18 protein-coding genes and 1 tRNA gene are annotated in these 16,186 nt (G+C 59.1%); 14 read left to right on the forward strand and 5 right to left on the reverse strand.

All coding sequences use genetic code 11. The annotated features are described in order from the left end of the window. Both RBB49_RS16970 and RBB49_RS16975 read left to right on the forward strand, forming a co-directional pair. On the forward strand, nt 1-564 hold the full coding sequence (locus RBB49_RS16970) for a cytochrome c oxidase subunit 3 (protein ID WP_306144036.1): 564 nt from the start codon (nt 1-3) through the stop codon (nt 562-564). 7 nt (nt 565-571) lie between these two features. Continuing rightward, nucleotides 572-844 (forward strand): hypothetical protein, encoded by a 273-nt coding sequence (locus RBB49_RS16975; protein WP_306144037.1) that lies wholly within the window; start codon nt 572-574, stop codon nt 842-844. On the opposite strand, the gene RBB49_RS16980 is transcribed toward RBB49_RS16975, so the two are convergent. From RBB49_RS16980 to RBB49_RS16990, 3 genes are all read right to left on the reverse strand, one after another. Further along, complete coding sequence (locus tag RBB49_RS16980; protein WP_306144038.1) at nt 834-1,409, reverse strand: DUF4202 domain-containing protein; 576 nt, start codon at nt 1,407-1,409, stop codon at nt 834-836. The two genes, RBB49_RS16975 and RBB49_RS16980, sit on opposite strands and share 11 nt — an antisense overlap. Then, nucleotides 1,391-2,098 carry a Crp/Fnr family transcriptional regulator gene (locus RBB49_RS16985; RefSeq protein WP_306144039.1) on the reverse strand — a complete coding sequence of 236 codons (708 nt, stop codon included), beginning with the start codon at nt 2,096-2,098 and terminating at the stop codon, nt 1,391-1,393. Before RBB49_RS16985 ends, RBB49_RS16980 begins: the two co-directional genes overlap by 19 nt. 638 nt (nt 2,099-2,736) lie before the next feature. Continuing rightward, nucleotides 2,737-2,826: transfer RNA gene (locus tag RBB49_RS16990), tRNA-Ser, on the reverse strand. A 726-nt stretch (nt 2,827-3,552) separates the two neighbouring features. Between RBB49_RS16990 and RBB49_RS16995 the strand changes: the two genes are divergently transcribed. The 9 genes from RBB49_RS16995 to RBB49_RS17035 all read left to right on the forward strand — a co-directional run bounded on the left by RBB49_RS16995 (nt 3,553) and on the right by RBB49_RS17035 (nt 11,581). After that, nucleotides 3,553-4,662 (forward strand): septal ring lytic transglycosylase RlpA family protein, encoded by a 1,110-nt coding sequence (locus RBB49_RS16995; protein ID WP_306144040.1) that lies wholly within the window; start codon nt 3,553-3,555, stop codon nt 4,660-4,662. 53 nt (nt 4,663-4,715) lie between these two features. Continuing rightward, nucleotides 4,716-5,909, forward strand: coding sequence for a D-alanyl-D-alanine carboxypeptidase family protein (locus RBB49_RS17000; RefSeq protein WP_306144041.1), 1,194 nt, complete (start codon nt 4,716-4,718; stop codon nt 5,907-5,909). Nucleotides 5,910-6,029: 120 nt separating this feature from the next. Continuing rightward, entirely contained in the window at nt 6,030-6,716 is a 687-nt protein-coding gene (tmk, locus tag RBB49_RS17005; RefSeq protein WP_306144042.1) for a dTMP kinase, read from the forward strand. Beyond that, nucleotides 6,716-7,777 (forward strand): DNA polymerase III subunit delta', encoded by a 1,062-nt coding sequence (locus tag RBB49_RS17010; RefSeq protein WP_306144043.1) that lies wholly within the window; start codon nt 6,716-6,718, stop codon nt 7,775-7,777. Before tmk ends, RBB49_RS17010 begins: the two co-directional genes overlap by 1 nt. Nucleotides 7,778-7,852: 75 nt before the next feature. Next, complete coding sequence (locus tag RBB49_RS17015) at nt 7,853-8,659, forward strand: TatD family hydrolase (RefSeq protein WP_306144044.1); 807 nt, start codon at nt 7,853-7,855, stop codon at nt 8,657-8,659. Then, nucleotides 8,656-9,492: an MBL fold metallo-hydrolase gene (locus tag RBB49_RS17020; protein WP_306144045.1), complete on the forward strand. Its 837-nt coding sequence runs from the start codon at nt 8,656-8,658 to the stop codon at nt 9,490-9,492. Before RBB49_RS17015 ends, RBB49_RS17020 begins: the two co-directional genes overlap by 4 nt. Further along, complete coding sequence (locus RBB49_RS17025; RefSeq protein ID WP_306144046.1) at nt 9,482-10,009, forward strand: regulatory protein RecX; 528 nt, start codon at nt 9,482-9,484, stop codon at nt 10,007-10,009. Before RBB49_RS17020 ends, RBB49_RS17025 begins: the two co-directional genes overlap by 11 nt. 318 nt (nt 10,010-10,327) lie before the next feature. Then, nucleotides 10,328-10,954, forward strand: a complete 627-nt coding sequence (locus tag RBB49_RS17030; RefSeq protein WP_306144047.1) for a LysE family translocator — start codon at nt 10,328-10,330, stop codon at nt 10,952-10,954. A 159-nt stretch (nt 10,955-11,113) separates the two neighbouring features. Beyond that, nucleotides 11,114-11,581: a hypothetical protein gene (locus tag RBB49_RS17035; RefSeq protein WP_306144048.1), complete on the forward strand. Its 468-nt coding sequence runs from the start codon at nt 11,114-11,116 to the stop codon at nt 11,579-11,581. Nucleotides 11,582-11,608: 27 nt separating this feature from the next. On the opposite strand, the gene arfB is transcribed toward RBB49_RS17035, so the two are convergent. Further along, nucleotides 11,609-12,070, reverse strand: a complete 462-nt coding sequence (gene arfB, locus RBB49_RS17040) for an alternative ribosome rescue aminoacyl-tRNA hydrolase ArfB (RefSeq protein WP_306144050.1) — start codon at nt 12,068-12,070, stop codon at nt 11,609-11,611. 2 nt (nt 12,071-12,072) lie between these two features. Further along, nucleotides 12,073-12,747, reverse strand: coding sequence for an HTH-type transcriptional regulator RutR (gene rutR, locus RBB49_RS17045; RefSeq protein WP_306144051.1), 675 nt, complete (start codon nt 12,745-12,747; stop codon nt 12,073-12,075). 487 nt (nt 12,748-13,234) lie between these two features. On the opposite strand from rutR, the gene RBB49_RS17050 reads away from it, so the two are divergent. From RBB49_RS17050 to RBB49_RS17060, 3 genes are read left to right on the forward strand one after another with little or no spacing between them, the layout of a single operon-like run. Continuing rightward, the gene (locus tag RBB49_RS17050) at nt 13,235-14,563 is read left to right on the forward strand and encodes an aspartate aminotransferase family protein (protein ID WP_306144052.1); all 1,329 of its coding nucleotides are present in this window, start codon (nt 13,235-13,237) and stop codon (nt 14,561-14,563) included. Between the two features lie 26 nt (nt 14,564-14,589). Beyond that, nucleotides 14,590-14,877, forward strand: a complete 288-nt coding sequence (locus tag RBB49_RS17055) for a cupin domain-containing protein (RefSeq protein ID WP_306144053.1) — start codon at nt 14,590-14,592, stop codon at nt 14,875-14,877. Between the two features lie 10 nt (nt 14,878-14,887). Beyond that, nucleotides 14,888-16,144 (forward strand): Zn-dependent hydrolase, encoded by a 1,257-nt coding sequence (locus RBB49_RS17060; RefSeq protein ID WP_306144055.1) that lies wholly within the window; start codon nt 14,888-14,890, stop codon nt 16,142-16,144. Nucleotides 16,145-16,186: the final 42 nt, after the last annotated feature.

Consider the following 16,186-nt stretch of genomic DNA (forward strand, 5'->3'; position numbering starts at 1 on the left):
ATGTCCGCGGGGCAACTGGACGGAACCGGCGGGCCGGATGATCTGCCCGGCGATCTAATGATGTGGGTTCTGATCGTGAGCGAACTTCTGGTCTTCGTGGCCGGGCTTGCCGCCTTCCTCGCTGTCAGGACAACCGATCCGGCGGGGTTTTCCGCGGCCGGGGACCATCTTCATCCGACGCTTGCAGGGGTCAACACGCTGGTCTTGATCACAAGCGGTTTCCTGGCAGCCCGTGCGCTTGATTTTTGCCTGGCCGGCAGGATACCTGCTGCACGTCTTGCGCTTCTTGGAGCAGGGGGGCTCGGAGCCCTTTTCCTGGTGATCAAGATCTATGAATACGCCGAAGTGGCTGCCAAGGGAATTTCGACCGAAACCCATCCGTTTTTCACGTTCTACTATCTCCTGACCGGTTTTCATGTCCTGCATGTTGTGGCAGGCATCCTCATCCTTGCGCTGATCGCATGGAAGATCACACCCCGAAATTTGGAGGTCGGTACAGCATTCTGGCACATGGTCGATCTTGTCTGGGTGCTGCTGTTTCCCGTGATCTATCTTTTGGCGTGACGACGAAATGAGTTTCAACCCGACAACCCGTGCCTGGTTCAGTCTTCTCATCATCAGCTGTGCATCGGTGATGGTCGCGGCGGGAGCTGCGCAGATGCATGCGGCCTGGGGAACAGGGGCGCTGGTTCTCGTTTTTGCCTGGATCAAGGCACGCATCGTGCTTTCCAGGTATCTCGGCCTCTGCCAGGTACCGCGCATCCTGTCCGGCTTCAACTGGGCACTCGGTCTTCTCTGTCTGCTGCTGCTCGGCCTTTACCTGGCTCCTGAGGTCATTGCCTGAAGGCTGCGGCAAGCGGCTCAGGCAGGTCGAATTCGGCAAGGACCCTCTGGCGCGCCTCGTCCGACATCTTGCGTGCGGTCTTTTGCACGATCCCGAGCACCTTCGCGTCGTTGTGCTTGGCGGCAAATGGCGTGAAATACCACTTCAGGAACACGAAGCAGATCACGTCTTCCAGCGATTGGACGTCGTTGTGGCGCTTGATGCCTTCCTTGCGGAGCATTCGGCCGGCGGCGTCGATATCCGCATCGCCGTACCCGGCCTCTGCCATGATCGTGCCAACCCGCTGTGCATGATGTTTTGCAAGCTCGCGGCGCCAGGCATGGTACCCCGCCTTGCCTTCAGGGTAGGTCGCGCGCGGCAGGATCCAGCGCTCGATATGCTGTCCCCGCGCGGCGACCCTGAGCGGGTCGGATGCATCTGGATAAAGCCGTTCGAGTTCGGCGCTCATGCGCTTTCCGTACAGCAACGCGGCAGGTTCGCCGTCATCAAGGTTGGGATCGGCTGAATTCGCCGCGTCAATCGCCGATATGGCGCTCTTCAGGCAACTCACTGTGCTTTGTGCCATGCTTCGACCGGGTCGGTTTCGGAATATTCACGCAGACGATCGATATTCTCGATGGCGGCGTTGTTCCTGTTAATATGGACACCGACCGTTTTGAGCTTGGAAAAGGATCGGGACAGGCTTTCGGGCTTCATGCCAAGGCGGCCTGCAATCAGAAACTTGTCATAGGGCAGGGTCACGACACAACTGCCTTCTTCCTGATGACAGAGACCCAAAAGAAACTCGGCAACCCGCTGAGGCCCCGTCTGCGCTTTCAGTTGCTCCAGTTGAGCAACGAGCGAGTGCAGGTGCGTGAAGGTAGAGGCGAGCACCGACACGGCGATTTCCGGATCCTTTCGCATCGCCTCCAGCAATGCGACGCTCGGAATGCGCATGACTTCGCAAGCCGTCACAGCTTCCGCGGAGACCGGATAGGCATGTCCGCGGAAGGCGACGGCTTCACCGAAGCTCTCACCCTTTGCGAATACATTCACCACGGCTTCACCGCCATTCGGCGCAATCCTGTAAAGCTTGACCCAGCCATCGGTGACAATGTGAATGGCGTGGGCGGATTCGCCCTGAAGGAACAGCGTTTCGCCGCGATCATATTCGCGCCAGCTCGATAAACCGAGCAGCGTTTCCTGTATGTCTTGCGGAAAACTCTGCAGCAGCAACGAGGTCTGCGCAATTTTGCGGCGGCGTTCGTTCGGCATTTCGTTTGTATCCGGATTCAAATGCGTGAACCCGCTCCCTCCCAGATTTGCAACTCAAATTAGCAGAAAGACGGAACGCGCGATTTGCTCCTGATCAAAGTCTGTTTCGAAAGTTGGTCCCTTGACCATAGTCATGTCACGCGGCGCTTTCCGCCGCTAGGGTCCTTGCCAGTCGGCAAAGAGGCTCTTCGTGAAGAACCCGGATTCGGTCAGGTCATGGTGTAAGGCCATTTAGGCGCATCCCGGGCTTTTTGCCGCGATCAATGATGCCATCGAAAGTCTTGTTTGGTCGCCTTTTCGAGGCCAAAGGTGGCCGGAGCAGCCGGGCGAAGTCAGCTGACTTGGCCCGGCTCAGCTTTCGTCTGTTTCCTCGGGCCGCAGAAATGGCGGCCAATGAAAAAGGAAGGCCAGGGAACAACGTGAGAGTTCTGATTGCGTTGTCGTTGGGTTTTCCCGTTCATGAAGAAATCCGGTGCACCGTCAGTTCCTCCGGTTTGCACCTGCTTCTGCGCAGTTGGTCTGGTTTGGAACCGCAGAGTCGCAAGTTCGAACTAGAATCAACTTTGATGGGTGTTTTGTGGGGCGCGGAACGTAAGAAAGAAAATATACTAGCAACAACATACACTTGAAAAATAAAATGGCGGTGAGGGTGGGATTCGAACCCACGGTACGCTCTCACGCACGGCGGTTTTCAAGACCGCTGCCTTAAACCACTCGGCCACCTCACCAATGCAGCCTGCGCGCGTAAGCGCGACCGCAACGGTCCCCGTTTCCTTTGTCTTGAACGGAAAGTCAAGAGCCGGTTCGGCGCCCGGCGGCAAATTCGGAAAAATCGTGTGGAACGCTGAAGGGCTGCGGAGGGGTATCTTTGGCATGTTCCGGTGCCGGGCGCTTGGGTTGGGTAGGGCAGGGTGCGCGACGGCACCGGAACATAACCAAAGTGAGGGGCCGCCGGTCCGGTGTCGTGGGCAGGGTTTGAACCGGCGGCCAAAGCTGGAGGTGGGATCCAGCATTGCTGTGACAGGGCGGTCATCAGCAATGAACACACACTAGGACGATCCGCAGTCAGCCGATGTGACCTACGTCACAACCTGATCATTTGACGAATTTTTGTAGACTGTCACTTGTCTGCAACAATTCCGGCGATGCGCAAAACATATGTTTTTCAGAAACTTACCGCAGCGGAATGCAATCAGAAGGCCAGCACGACGGCAAAACCTGTGGCGGGCAGCAAAAGGTTGCGACTGGAGCCTCGACGGCACGTTTACTTTGCAGTAAGACACTTGCGATTAAACAGGCTGGATGTCTGAGACGTGCCGCGGGGGCAGTGCGTCAGCGGGATAAAAACCGACAGGCAAGAAAAGTAGCCTGGAACCGGCCAGTGTTGGGCCGGAGTATCGCGTGAGCTACGGGGCCGCCAGCGCGTTTATGAGTAGGACGGCAGGATGCAAGGGATGGGCGTAGATACTTGCCGGTTGGCAGGAACGTCTTCGGGGAAGAATTGCAGCGGATCGAAGGATCTTGAAGCCGGGGGAAGCTGGAAGCAGCTTCGCGCGGCCTTGATCACGTTTGCAGCCGTATCGTTCGTCGCTGCCTGCAGCTCCGCACCTGAAAAACCCAAGGCCAAGTTCAGCCCGGAAAAATACGGCGTCAAAGCCAGCCCGCGCATGGTTGCGGCCGGTAAGCCCGTGCCCAAGGGCGGCGGTCGTTACGTGATCGGCAAGAAATACAAGATTGCCGGCAAATGGTATTATCCCGAACACGATCCGAACTACAAGAAAACGGGTCTCGCCTCCTGGTATGGCCCGACGTTCCATGGCCGGAAAACGGCTAATGGCGAAATTTTCGACCGCAACGCCCTGACAGCCGCGCATACGACCATGCCGCTGCCGTCTTATGCCCGCGTGACGAATACGTCAAACGGTCGCTCCATGATTGTACGCGTCAACGACCGCGGCCCGTTCCACGGCAACCGCGTCATCGACCTGTCTGAGCGTGTCGCGACAATGCTGGGCACGAAATCCGCCGGTGTCGGAAAGGTCAAGGTCGAATATGTCGGCCGTGCTCCGCTCCACGGTCAGGACGAAGAATACCTGATGGCGTCCTTCAGCGGCCCGGGCTCGGTCGCACCGGGAGCATCGCGTCCGGGTACCCTGATCGCCCAGGTACCGGCTGAACTCATTTACGGCAAGGTGCCGGCACCCAAGGCACGGCCCTATCTTTCCGCAACGACGGTTGCATCGGCAAAACGCGGTCAAGCCGGTGTCGCGGTTGCCGCATATGACCCGGCAATCGCGTTTGAAGCCGGAAACCCGACCATCAAGGTCGCTTCGAACAATCGTTTCCAGCGGACGACCGGGTCACTCTCGTCCAGCTATGCGCCGGCAAACAAGCCGATGCGCGTTCCGTTCCCGGGTTCTGCAGACAGTTTCCTCGCCGGCAGCGCAATTTCTTCCTACACGGCGAACCAGCGCGTCTCAGGAGCTCACGCGGTCTTGTCCACAACGGCGTCACAAGGCCTTTCCATGCGTCAGCTGGCTGCTACAATCCCTTCGGGCAACTAGCAACCGGATGATTTGAACGCTTTGCCCGTTGACCTTTGAAAGGAAGCGGCAGGGTGATCAGTCAACCCGTTTCAGCATCGTTCAATCGCGTGAGAGCGGCACTCGTTTCTGCCGCCTTGATGTCCGCAACGGCCGGGATGCCCGGGCTGGCACACGCGGTTGAATCCATTGTCACAAAGGCTCCAAAAGCCTTTTTGCTGGAGCCTGAATCCGGCACCGTTCTCTATTCGAAAGCACCTGACGAGCCTTTCACTCCGGGTTCACTCGTCAAGGTCATGACCGCGGCGACCATCTTCCAGCTCCTCAAGGACGGAGAGGCGCAGCCGGACCAGCTCTGCAATGTCAGCGAACACGCCTGGCGTACGGGCGGCGCTCCCTCGCGCAGGTCGACCATGTTTGCGGCCATCAAGTCGGACATCGCGATAGAGGATCTTCTGAAAGGCTTACTTGTTCACAACGCCAACGATGCGGCGATCGTCCTTGCCGAGTGCATAGACGGCTCGGAAGAGGCCTTCGCGCAGCGGATGACGGAGCATGCCGCGTCTCTTGGAATGACGGCCAGCACGTTCTCGAACCCGACCGGCTATGACGATGCGCCCAATACAACAACCGTACGTGACCAGGCGCGGCTTGCCGAATATGTTGTCGAAGAGCATCCGGATCTCTACGACCTTTTCTCTATTCCGGAATTTACCTGGAACAAGATCTTTCAGCGCAACAAGAACCCGTTGCTGGGTGAAATCAGGAATCTTGACGGACTGGGTGGCGGCAACCACCCGGAGGATGGCTTTTCGGGCCTTGCCTCGGTGGACCGCAACGGGCGCCGGATCATTGCGGCCGTCGCCGGTCTCAACTCCGACAAGCACCGGCTGCAATCGCTCAACGAGGTCATCGGCGGCGCCTGGGAATTCTATGCCATCAAGACGATCTACCCGGCGGGCGAAAAGATCGCCGACGGACGCGTTTATGGTGGGGTCGAAGGCACGGTGCCCCTTGTGGCAAAGTCGGACGTCGACGTTCTGCTAGCCCGCGGCGGCAGCCTCGACTACCGGCTGCGTGTTGTCTACGACGGCCCGCTGGCCGCCCCGGTTACCAAGGGAATGCCGGCGGGGGAACTGCGCGTCATCGGCAAGGAAGGCGTTGTCTATCGGGCACCGCTTGTCACGGGCGCTGATGTCCCCGAAGGCACACTGATGAACCGTGCAATGGACGGTCTGCAGGAACTGTTGTTCGGCTGGATCGGATAAGTCCCCAGAAGCGTGCGGCAGATGGCAATTCCCTGTTTGAATGCATCGCGAATGCCGGGTAACAGTTGCTGAACAAGGGCGCGGCCCCGGAAAAGCCGGCCTGAAGGAGACGGGAAGAGCTTGTCAGGACATTTCATAACCTTCGAAGGCGGAGAGGGGGCGGGCAAGTCGACGCAGATCGCCCGTCTGAAAGCGTTTTTGGAAAGCAGCGGCAAGTCGGTTGTCGTCACGCGCGAACCGGGCGGATCGCCGGGCGCGGAAAAAATCCGGTCCCTGTTGTTGTCGGGCGGCGCAAAGGAGCACGGGCCCCGCGCAGAAGCCATGCTGTTCGCTGCAGCCCGTGCGGATCATGTCGATGCGACGATCAAACCCGCGCTTGAGAGAGGAGACTGGGTGCTGTGCGACAGATACTCCGACTCCACCCGCGTCTATCAGGGCGAAGCAGGCGTTGAGCAGGACTATCTGAAGCTTCTGGAACTTGCCGCCGTTGCGGGTCTGCGGCCGGATATGACCCTCCTGATCGATGTGCCGCCAAAGATCGGCCTGAGCCGTGTCGCCAAACGATCCGAGACCGACGACAGCGGCGGTCCCGACCGGTTTGAGGATGAAGCCGTCGCCGTCCACGAACGGCGCCGAAAGATGTTTCTGCAACTGGCCCTGGATGAAGCCTACAGGTTCACGATCGTTGATGGCTCGCGCGATGAGGACTTTGTCGAACGCGAAGTCCGCCAGGCGGTGCTGAACACATTTCCGGAGGAATTCGACATCGACGCCGCCGACATGGCAACCGCGGACAGGCCGTTCTGATGGCGCGCAGGAACGAGCCTGTCGAGGTGCCGGAAGTCGACGCACTGCCCGGTTATCCGCTGCCGAATGAACAGACGCGTCTCGTTGGGCACAGGGCGACCGAACGGTCTCTACTGGATGCCTACCGCTCGGAGCGCCTCCATCACGCCTGGATCCTCGGGGGCGCCAAGGGAATCGGCAAGGCGACCCTTGCATTCCGGTTCGCGAAATTCATCGTCGCCAACCCGGACCGGTTCGGCCCGGAAGTCGCCGCGGCAAACGATCTCTCGGTGGCGGAAGATCATCCGGTGCTGCGGCAGGTGGCCGCCGGCGGGCACCCGAACATTCTGCATCTGCGCAGGCCATGGGACGAAAAATCGAAACGGTTCAAGTCGGATCTCCCGGTAGACGAGGTGCGAAGGACGGTTTCCTTCTTCGGAACGACAGCTTCGGCGAAAGCCTGGCGGATCTGCATCGTGGATGCCGCTGACGACATGAATGCGAGTTCCGCAAACGCGCTCCTGAAGATACTCGAGGAACCGCCTGAGCGATGCCTGTTTCTTGTTCTGAGCCACGCACCGGGACGCCTTCTGCCGACCATACGTTCCAGATGCCGGCGTCTCGGCATGGACGCGCTTGCCCCGGACGAGATTGCCGAGGGACTGCGTGTGCTCGGCGTGGATGCTCTGCCCGCATCCGCTGACCTGAATGAACTCGCAATCACGGCCGACGGAAGCTTGCGGTCGGCCATATCACTTTTGTCCGGCGACGGGCTCGCGATCGCAAAAGGGCTCCGGCGCCTGGCCGACGAGGCCGCACAGTTGGATCTTTCCGCGGTTCATGCGCTCGCGGACCTGGTAGCGGCACGGGGTCAGACTGATAACTGGCTGAATTTTCAGCATGTTCTTGAGCGTTTGTGTCACGAGCGCATGCGACGGGATGTCCAGGCCGGTGTCCAGTCAGCCTATCGCCACGTCGAACTCTGGGAAAAGGCCAATACCGCGATCCGGGATGCGGACGCCCTCAATCTCGACCGGAAACAAGTGGTGCTCGACTTTTTCTTTGCGTTGCGCGCAGCCTGAGCGGATCCGCTCTTGGGAAATAACCGGTTTCCGGCTATCAAGGCGCGCCGAACAGTCTCGCTTCCAGGATCCTTTATGCTCGTCGACAGTCATTGCCACCTCGATTTTCCCGATTTCGACAACGAACGGGATGACCTGATCTCCCGGGCGCATGCTGCCGGCGTCGATCTCATGGTCACGATCTGCACCCATATCCGCAAGTTCGACCGGATCAGGGCGATCGCGGAGGCTTATGACGAGGTCTACTGCTCCGTTGGCACGCATCCCCACAATGCCGGCGTTGAACGCGGTATTCCGGCCGAAGAGATCGTTTCACTGGCAGCACATCCGAAAGTCGTTGCGATCGGCGAAGCCGGCCTGGACTATTTCTACGACAAGGCTCCGCGCGACGCACAGGCCGAAGGGCTGCGCACGCATATCGAGGCCGCGCGGCAGACTGGCCTGCCTCTCGTCATCCATGCGCGCGATGCCGACGACGACATGGCCGCGATCCTGCGCGATGAAATGGGGAAGGGGGCCTTCCCTGCTCTCCTGCACTGTTTTTCATCCGGACGAGACCTGGCACTTACGGGCATTGAACTCGGCCTTTATGTTTCCTTTTCCGGCATCCTGACTTTCAAGAAATCAGAGGAACTGCGCGCAATCGCGCGGGACTTGCCGGCAGACAGGCTTCTGGTTGAGACCGACGCGCCCTATCTGGCGCCGCAGCCCCGGCGCGGCAAACGCAACGAACCGGCGTACACGGCCATGACAGCGGCGGTTCTCGCCGAAACACGGGGCGTTTCCGAAGAAGAGATGGCGCGTCAAACGACAGAGAATTTCTTCCGTCTCTTTCAGAAGGTTCCAAGACCGGCCGGATTCGAGAGGACCGCACCGCAATGAGCGTCCGCCTGACGATCCTCGGCTGCGGATCTTCCGCGGGCGTGCCGCGCATCGGGAATGACTGGGGTGTCTGTGATCCGAATGAGCCAAGAAACCGCAGGATGCGCTGCTCGCTGCTGGTTGAAAAACGGGGCGAATACGGATGTACGACCGTCCTGATCGACACCGGGCCGGACCTGCGTGAACAGATGCTGAAAACGAATGTCAGCCACGTCGACGCGGTGCTCTATACACATGCACACGCCGACCACTTGCACGGGATCGATGACCTGCGCGCCTTCTGGCTGCTCAGCCGCCGCCGGACGCCGGTCTACATGGACGATGAAACGTACCAGCGCGCACTGGAAGCCTTCCGCTACTGTTTCGAAAAGCCGGACGGATCAAACTATCCGCCGATACTCGAGCGTCGTTCCGTCGAACAGGGCACGTCCGTCGAAATCGTCGGAGACGGCGGCACACTGACATTTGAGCCGATTGCAGTCACCCATGGTGACATAGATGCGCTCGGTTACAGGGTAGACGACGCGGCGTATATTCCAGATGTATCTGACATATCAGAAACATCTCTCAATAGACTGAAAAATTTGAATTTTCTCATTTTGGACTGCCTCCGTCGAACACCGCATCCAAGCCATTTCTGCCTCGAGGATTCGCTGGAATGGACCGAGAGGATTGCGCCGAAAAATGCGGTTTTCACGAACCTGCATTGCGATCTCGACTATGCGGAGTTGAGCCGCGAACTGCCGGAAACGATCCAGCCTGCCTATGACGGGCTGCAGATCGATCTGACAGCGCTGGAAGACGCAACCGGTCCCGTGAGACATGGCGGGTAAATCAAGCCCGAAACTGCCGACAATCGAACGCCTGACGCGGTCGGCCGTTCACTATCTGGAACGTTACAGTTCGTCTGAAAACAATCTGCGCAAGGTGCTGGAACGGCGCGTTCTGAAAGCCTGCCGTCATCACGACCGCGATCCGGCAGACTTCGCCGGCATGATCGATGCGGTTGTTCAGAAATGCACCGGTTCCGGCCTTGTCGATGACCGGACCTATGCCGAAACCAAGACGGCAAGCCTCAGGCGCCGTGGCGGTTCGCGCCGGAAGATCGAGGCGCAGCTGGCGCATAAAGGTGTCGACCGTGAAACGATCCGGTCCGTCCTGGATGGCGTCAGCGTGTCCGAGGAAGATGCCGCCGGCGTTTATGCGCGTCGGCGCAGGCTTGGTCCGTTTCGAAACAGCACGGACAGACAGGCGCGCAGGGAAAGAGACCTGGCTGCGATGTGCCGCGCGGGTTTTTCATTCGATATCGCGGTGCGGGTGATTGATGCAGCGGACGATGATGAGTCATGACGCCATAAAGTGTGCAATGCGCAACGTCGCGCCAAGAGCCTGAAATCACGCGCTAATTCACCCAAATAAATAAGTTCCATAATATTGATTATGCGAATTATGGATTGGTGCACAGGCTGGCATGTATGGACACTGATCTGATTACGCAAAACACGCCTCCCCAGCAAACGTCCGTCTGTGGGAGCCTCGACCCGACCTCCGTAGCGAGCCGCACCTGGTACGAGCGCATTCGAAGACATTGGCGAAATCATCTTTTCGCTTTCCTGATCACCAGGCTTTGCGTTTAGTTGGCGACCCCGGCAACGCGCAGGATGAAAAATGACCTACGAAACATGGATCGCCTTTGTTGTTGCGAGCTTCATCGTTGTCCTGATCCCGGGCCCCAACATCGTTTTGACGGTGAACTACGCGATTACCGACGGCAAGCGATCCGGCTTCGCGACCGTTCCAGGCGTTGTCTTGGGAGCGTTTCTGACAATGTCCGTTTCGCTACTGGGCGCTGGCGCGTTGCTGGCGACGTCCGCATTCTTGTTCACGCTCCTGAAGATCGCCGGCGCAATCTATCTCGTCTGGCTGGCCTACGGGCTCTGGACATCCCGGACAGACGAACACTCGACGAGCAACACAACGGAACGAAAAACACTCAAGACCCTGTTCTGGCAATCGCTCCTGATAAGCGTGCTCAATCCCAAGGGACCAGCCTTCTACGTCGCATTCGTACCCCAGTTTGTCAGCACTTCTGGTCCCGTTTTCGAACAGTTCGTCATTCTCGTCCCGACGTTCCTGGTGGTTGCCGCGCTGAACAGCCTCGGGTGGCTTTTCTTCGCTGCCGGTCTGAGATCCTGGTTTGACAAACCACTGGCACGAAAGATCCTCAATCGTGCGGGCGCGAGTTGCCTGTTTCTGGCTGGTATTTTCACGCTGCGTCTCGGTAGATCGACCTGATCGATCCGGCAGAACGCGGCAGCTTTGGCCAAAACAACTGAGTGTGATTCACACCACAGGACACACGCTGCCGCTCAGCTATGTTAGAATCGCAGCAACGTAAGGCCTGCGCCCGACCGGTTTCGGGTCCATGGACGAAAAACACGCGAGAACACTTTCATGAGCGCGACGCATAACGCATCTGACTGGGAAGTCTCCGGCTACATGGACGGCGGCGTCGGTGCAGGTATCGCCGGCGGATACTGGACGTTCATCTTCAGAAGCCGCGCTGCAAACTATGCCGGTCTTTATGGCTTTGCAGGCGGCGGTCTGGGCTTCGGAGGCCGCGGCGGCAGTGTTTCGCTTCCCGAATTCGGCGGCGAAGCGGCCCATTACTCCTATACGCGCATCGACTGCAACCGCATTTTCAGCGCCAACGATCTGGACGGCTGCTATGGCCGGCTGACAACGGCGGGCGCAGGTGCGGGTGCCGGATACGGCCTGTGCAGCATCAGTGCGGTGAATATGGGTGGCTCGCTTTTCAGCAGCCAGGACGTCAACGGCCCCGGCTTCACGGCAGGTGCGTCAGCAATGACAACAATGGGTATCTGGGCACGCATAACGGTCCTGAGCTTTTCGATGACCTGACATGAGCGAGCAGGCCGGAACACCGCACTAGTCGTCGTAGCGTGCCCCTCGCCCGCGCATTTTCTTGATCTGACCGCGCTGCTTCTTGGCGTCGAGACGGCGTTTCTTTGACCCGAGCGTTGGCTTGGTTGCCTTGCGCGGCTTCGGCTTTTCCAGCGCCTTGCGCAGCAGATCCAGCAAACGTTCGAGCGCATCTTCGCGATTGCGCTCGCGGGTTCTGTAACGATCTGCCTGAAGAATGATCTCGCCGTGCTGCGTAAGACGGCTACCGGCGATCCGTGCGGCACGGGACTTGACGTCTTCCGGCAGGGTTTCATTGCCCGCAAGGTTGAACCGCAGCTGCACGGCGGTGGAGACCTTGTTGACATTCTGGCCTCCAGGTCCGGATGCGCGAATGAAGTCCTCGGAAATGTCCTCCTTCCTGATGTGGATCTTCCCAAGAACCGGAATGCACGATGCGGAAGCGGGATCTGCCGGATTGTCGTCCACGACTACGCGCCGCCGTCCTGAGGAACCGTCAGGCCGACCCCGTTGAGCACAAGCCCGGTCACCGAGGCGACGGTGTCTTCAAAAAACACGGGATCGTTCAGGTCCCTGCCCGTCAACGCTTTGACCTGAATGGAGAAATCGGCGTAGTGCTGCGTTGTCGCCCAGATCGTGAAGATCAGGTGCACAGGGTCTGTGCGTTGCATTCTACCGGTCTCGATCCATGTCTCGATGACCTGCGCTTTCTCTTCGACGAGACGCTTCAATTCGCCTTCCAGGATCGGCAGGATCTGGGGGGCGCCCTGCATCACTTCATTGGCGAACAGCCGGGAAGCTTCCGGATAGTCCGCCGACATCTGGATCTTCTGCCGGATATAGGCAGCCAGTTCCCGCGCCGGTTCACCCTCCGCATCCAGCGTTTTCAGGGGCGCAAGCCAGACTTCCAGAATATGCGCGAGTGTTGCCTTGTAGATCGCTTCCTTGGATGAGAAGTAATAGAGCAGGTTCGACTTCGACATCCCCGCTTCCGCCGCAATGCGTTCGACCGTTGCGCCCGAAAACCCCTTCCTTGAGAATTCACTCAACGCGGCATCCAGAATAAGCGAACGGTTTCGCTCCTGAATCCGGCTGAGGCCTCCATTTTTCTGAGAAACCGATCCCTGCCCATCAAGACTTGTCATAAAATACGTCCGCTTCCAGCCTTCAGGCCGCCCCTCGCCGGGCATGTGTCGAGACCGGTCAAATCCTTTGAATCCGGCCATTTATCGGGGGTCATGTCTGCTTCTGAGGCTGATTGACCACAAATTGGTCATGCCGAATGGAATTGCATCTTGACCATTTGGTCAAATTACTCATAGGGTAAATTGACCAAGTGGTCAGAAGGCTAGTCGAACATCTGGTTGCCTGCAACGGGGAACCTTTGAAGCGCCGCACCTATCTGATCATCATAATCAGAACCGGCGAATGCCGGACACGGCCGAAACGGCCATCCAGAGATCGATCGGTGTTTCTTGTTTGGATCTTTCCAGAAGAAGAACCGGGAACAGTGTGGTGAGAGGACCAGCATCGGCGGGCGTTTGCACCCGGCACGCCGATAAATCGCGGGCGTTTTCTCCAGCACGAACAGATGAACCGCCAGCCCCGTGACCCGGGCTGCAAGGAGGACGCATGTCAGCGCCGGCACAGGCAGCAACCAACAATCTTGAAGCCTTCTGGATGCCGTATACGGCGAATCGCCAGTTCAAGAAATCGCCGCGCATGTTCGTTTCGGCCAAGGACATGCACTACACGACTGCCGACGGCCGCCAGGTCCTCGACGGGACAGCGGGCCTGTGGTGCTGCAACGCGGGTCACTCCCGCCCGAAAGTCGTCGAAGCGGTCCAGAAGCAGATCGCGGAACTGGACTATGCACCCGCGTTCCAGATGGGCCATCCGAAGGCCTTCGAACTGGCAGCCCGCCTGTCAGCGATGATGCCCTCGCCGCTCGACCATGTCTTCTTCACCAATTCCGGTTCGGAAAGCGTCGACACGGCCCTGAAGATCGCACTCGCGTATCAGCGTTCAATCGGACAGGGCACACGCACGCGCCTGATCGGCCGCGAACGCGGGTATCACGGCACCGGCTTCGGCGGCATTTCGGTCGGCGGCATCGTCGCAAACCGCAGAACCTTCGGTACGATGCTGACCGGTGTCGATCACATGCGCCACACCCATGACCCGGAGCGCAACGCGTTCTCGCGCGGCATGCCGGAAAACGGTGCTGAATACGCAGAAGACCTGATCCGCATCATTCAGCTGCACGATCCGTCGACCATTGCTGCCGTCATCGTCGAGCCGGTCGCTGGTTCAACTGGCGTGCTGATCCCGCCGAAGAACTACCTGGAGCGGCTGCGTCAGATCTGCACCGAGAACGGCATTCTTTTGATTTTCGACGAGGTCATCACCGGGTTCGGACGTCTCGGATCGCCCTTCGCGACGGATTTCTTTGGCGTGACGCCGGATCTGGTCACAACGGCCAAGGGCCTCACGTCGGGCGTCATCCCGATGGGGGCGGTGTTCTGTTCCTCCGATATCTACCAGGCCTTCATGACCGGCCCGGAACACATGATCGAGCTGTTCCACGGCTACACCTATTCCGGCCATCCAGTCGCTTGTGCGGCAGCCCTTGCAACACTCGACACCTATGACGAGGAAGATCTGCTGACGCGTGCCGCAGAACTGGCTCAATACTGGGAAGACGGTCTGCACGCACTCAAGGATTGCCCGTATGTGATCGACATCCGCAATCTCGGCCTGATTGGTGCCGTCGAACTGGAACCGATTGCGGGCGAGCCTACAAAACGCGCATTCTCGGCCTTCCTGAAAGCTTATGATGATGGCATTCTGATCCGCACGACCGGTGATATCATCGCCCTCTCCCCGCCGCTGATCATTTCGAAGGAACAGATTGATGAGCTCTTCGGGAAGCTGCGCGCGGTGTTGAGCGCGATCGACTGACCGGACTGAAACGAAGGCTGAGTTTCATGAAACGTGAACAGGCAACAGCCACGCAGCTGATTGACGACGACAGGGTCCGCGTGACGCGCTTCGATTTTGCGCCGGGCGCGGAAACCGGCTGGCACCGGCACGAAATGGACTACGTGATCACCGCACTGACCGACTGCCAGATGCTGCTGGAAGGGCCTGGCGGCGAGAGTCGCGAGGTTCTTGTCCCGGCCGGAACTGTCTACCGGCGCAATGAAGGCGTCGAACACAACGTAATCAACGGCGGAGACGCGCTCATGTCTTTCGTCGAAACCGAATTGAAATAGGAGATTTCAGATGGCAGCTCCGGGCGAAAACCTGAGGATCAACGCGGACCGTCTTTGGGACAGCCTCATGGAGATGGCCAAGATCGGTCCGGGTGTTGCCGGCGGCAACAACCGGCAAACGCTGACCGACGAGGATTCCGAAGGCCGCAAGCTGTTCCAGAAGTGGTGTGAGGATGCCGGCATGACCATGGCGGTCGACACCATGGGCAACATGTTCATGACCCGTCCCGGAACCGATCCGGACGCCCTGCCCGTTTATGTGGGTTCGCATCTCGACACCCAGCCCACCGGCGGCAAATATGACGGAGTTCTCGGTGTCCTCGGCGGTCTCGAACTGGTGCGCTCCATGAATGATCTCGGGGTAAAGACGAAGCATCCGATCGTCGTCACCAACTGGACCAACGAGGAAGGCACGCGCTACGCGCCTGCAATGCTGGCCTCCGGTGTTTTCGCAGGTGTCCACACCCAGGATTGGGCTTATGACCGCGAAGACGCGGAAGGCAAGTCATTCGGTGATGAGCTGAAACGCATCGGCTGGGTTGGTGACGAGGAAGTCGGCGCCCGCAAGGACAAGATGCACGCCATGTTCGAGCTGCACATCGAACAGGGACCGATCCTCGAAGCCGAAGGCAAGGATATCGGCGTCGTCACCCATGGTCAGGGCCTTTCCTGGACGCAAGTCACCGTGACCGGCAAGGACAGTCATACCGGGTCCACGCCGATGCCGATGCGCAAGAATGCGGGCCTCGGCATGGCGAAGATCCTTGAACTGGTTGACGAGATCGCCTGGTCCCACGCGCCGCATGCGGTCGGCGCTGCCGGCCATATCGATGTTCATCCCAATTCGCGCAACGTGATCCCCGGCAAGGTGGTCTTCACGATCGATTTCCGTTCCCCGGATCTGGCCGTTATCCAGGACATGGAAGAGCGGCTGAAGACCGGCGCAAAGAAGATCTGCGACGACATGGGCCTTGCAGTTGAGTTTGAAAAAGTCGGCGGATTCGATCCGGTCGAGTTCGACAAGGGCTGCGTCGAAGCCGTGCGCAATGCCGCGGAGCGTCTCGGCTACAGCCACCGGGACATCATCTCGGGCGCCGGACACGACGCCTGCTGGATCAACAAGGTCGCCCCGACGGCCATGATCATGTGCCCGTGCGTTGACGGCCTGTCGCACAACGAAGCCGAGGAAATCACCCGCGACTGGGCCAAGGCCGGCGCGGATGTCCTCTTCCACGCGGTTGTCGAGACGGCTGAGATCGTGGGGTAACGATCAAACAATGGTCCCGGATCAGGTCCGGGACAGCGCTGA

Origin of the sequence: Roseibium sp. MMSF_3412, from assembly GCF_030733265.1 — a bacterium.
Lineage (GTDB): Bacteria > Pseudomonadota > Alphaproteobacteria > Rhizobiales > Stappiaceae > Roseibium.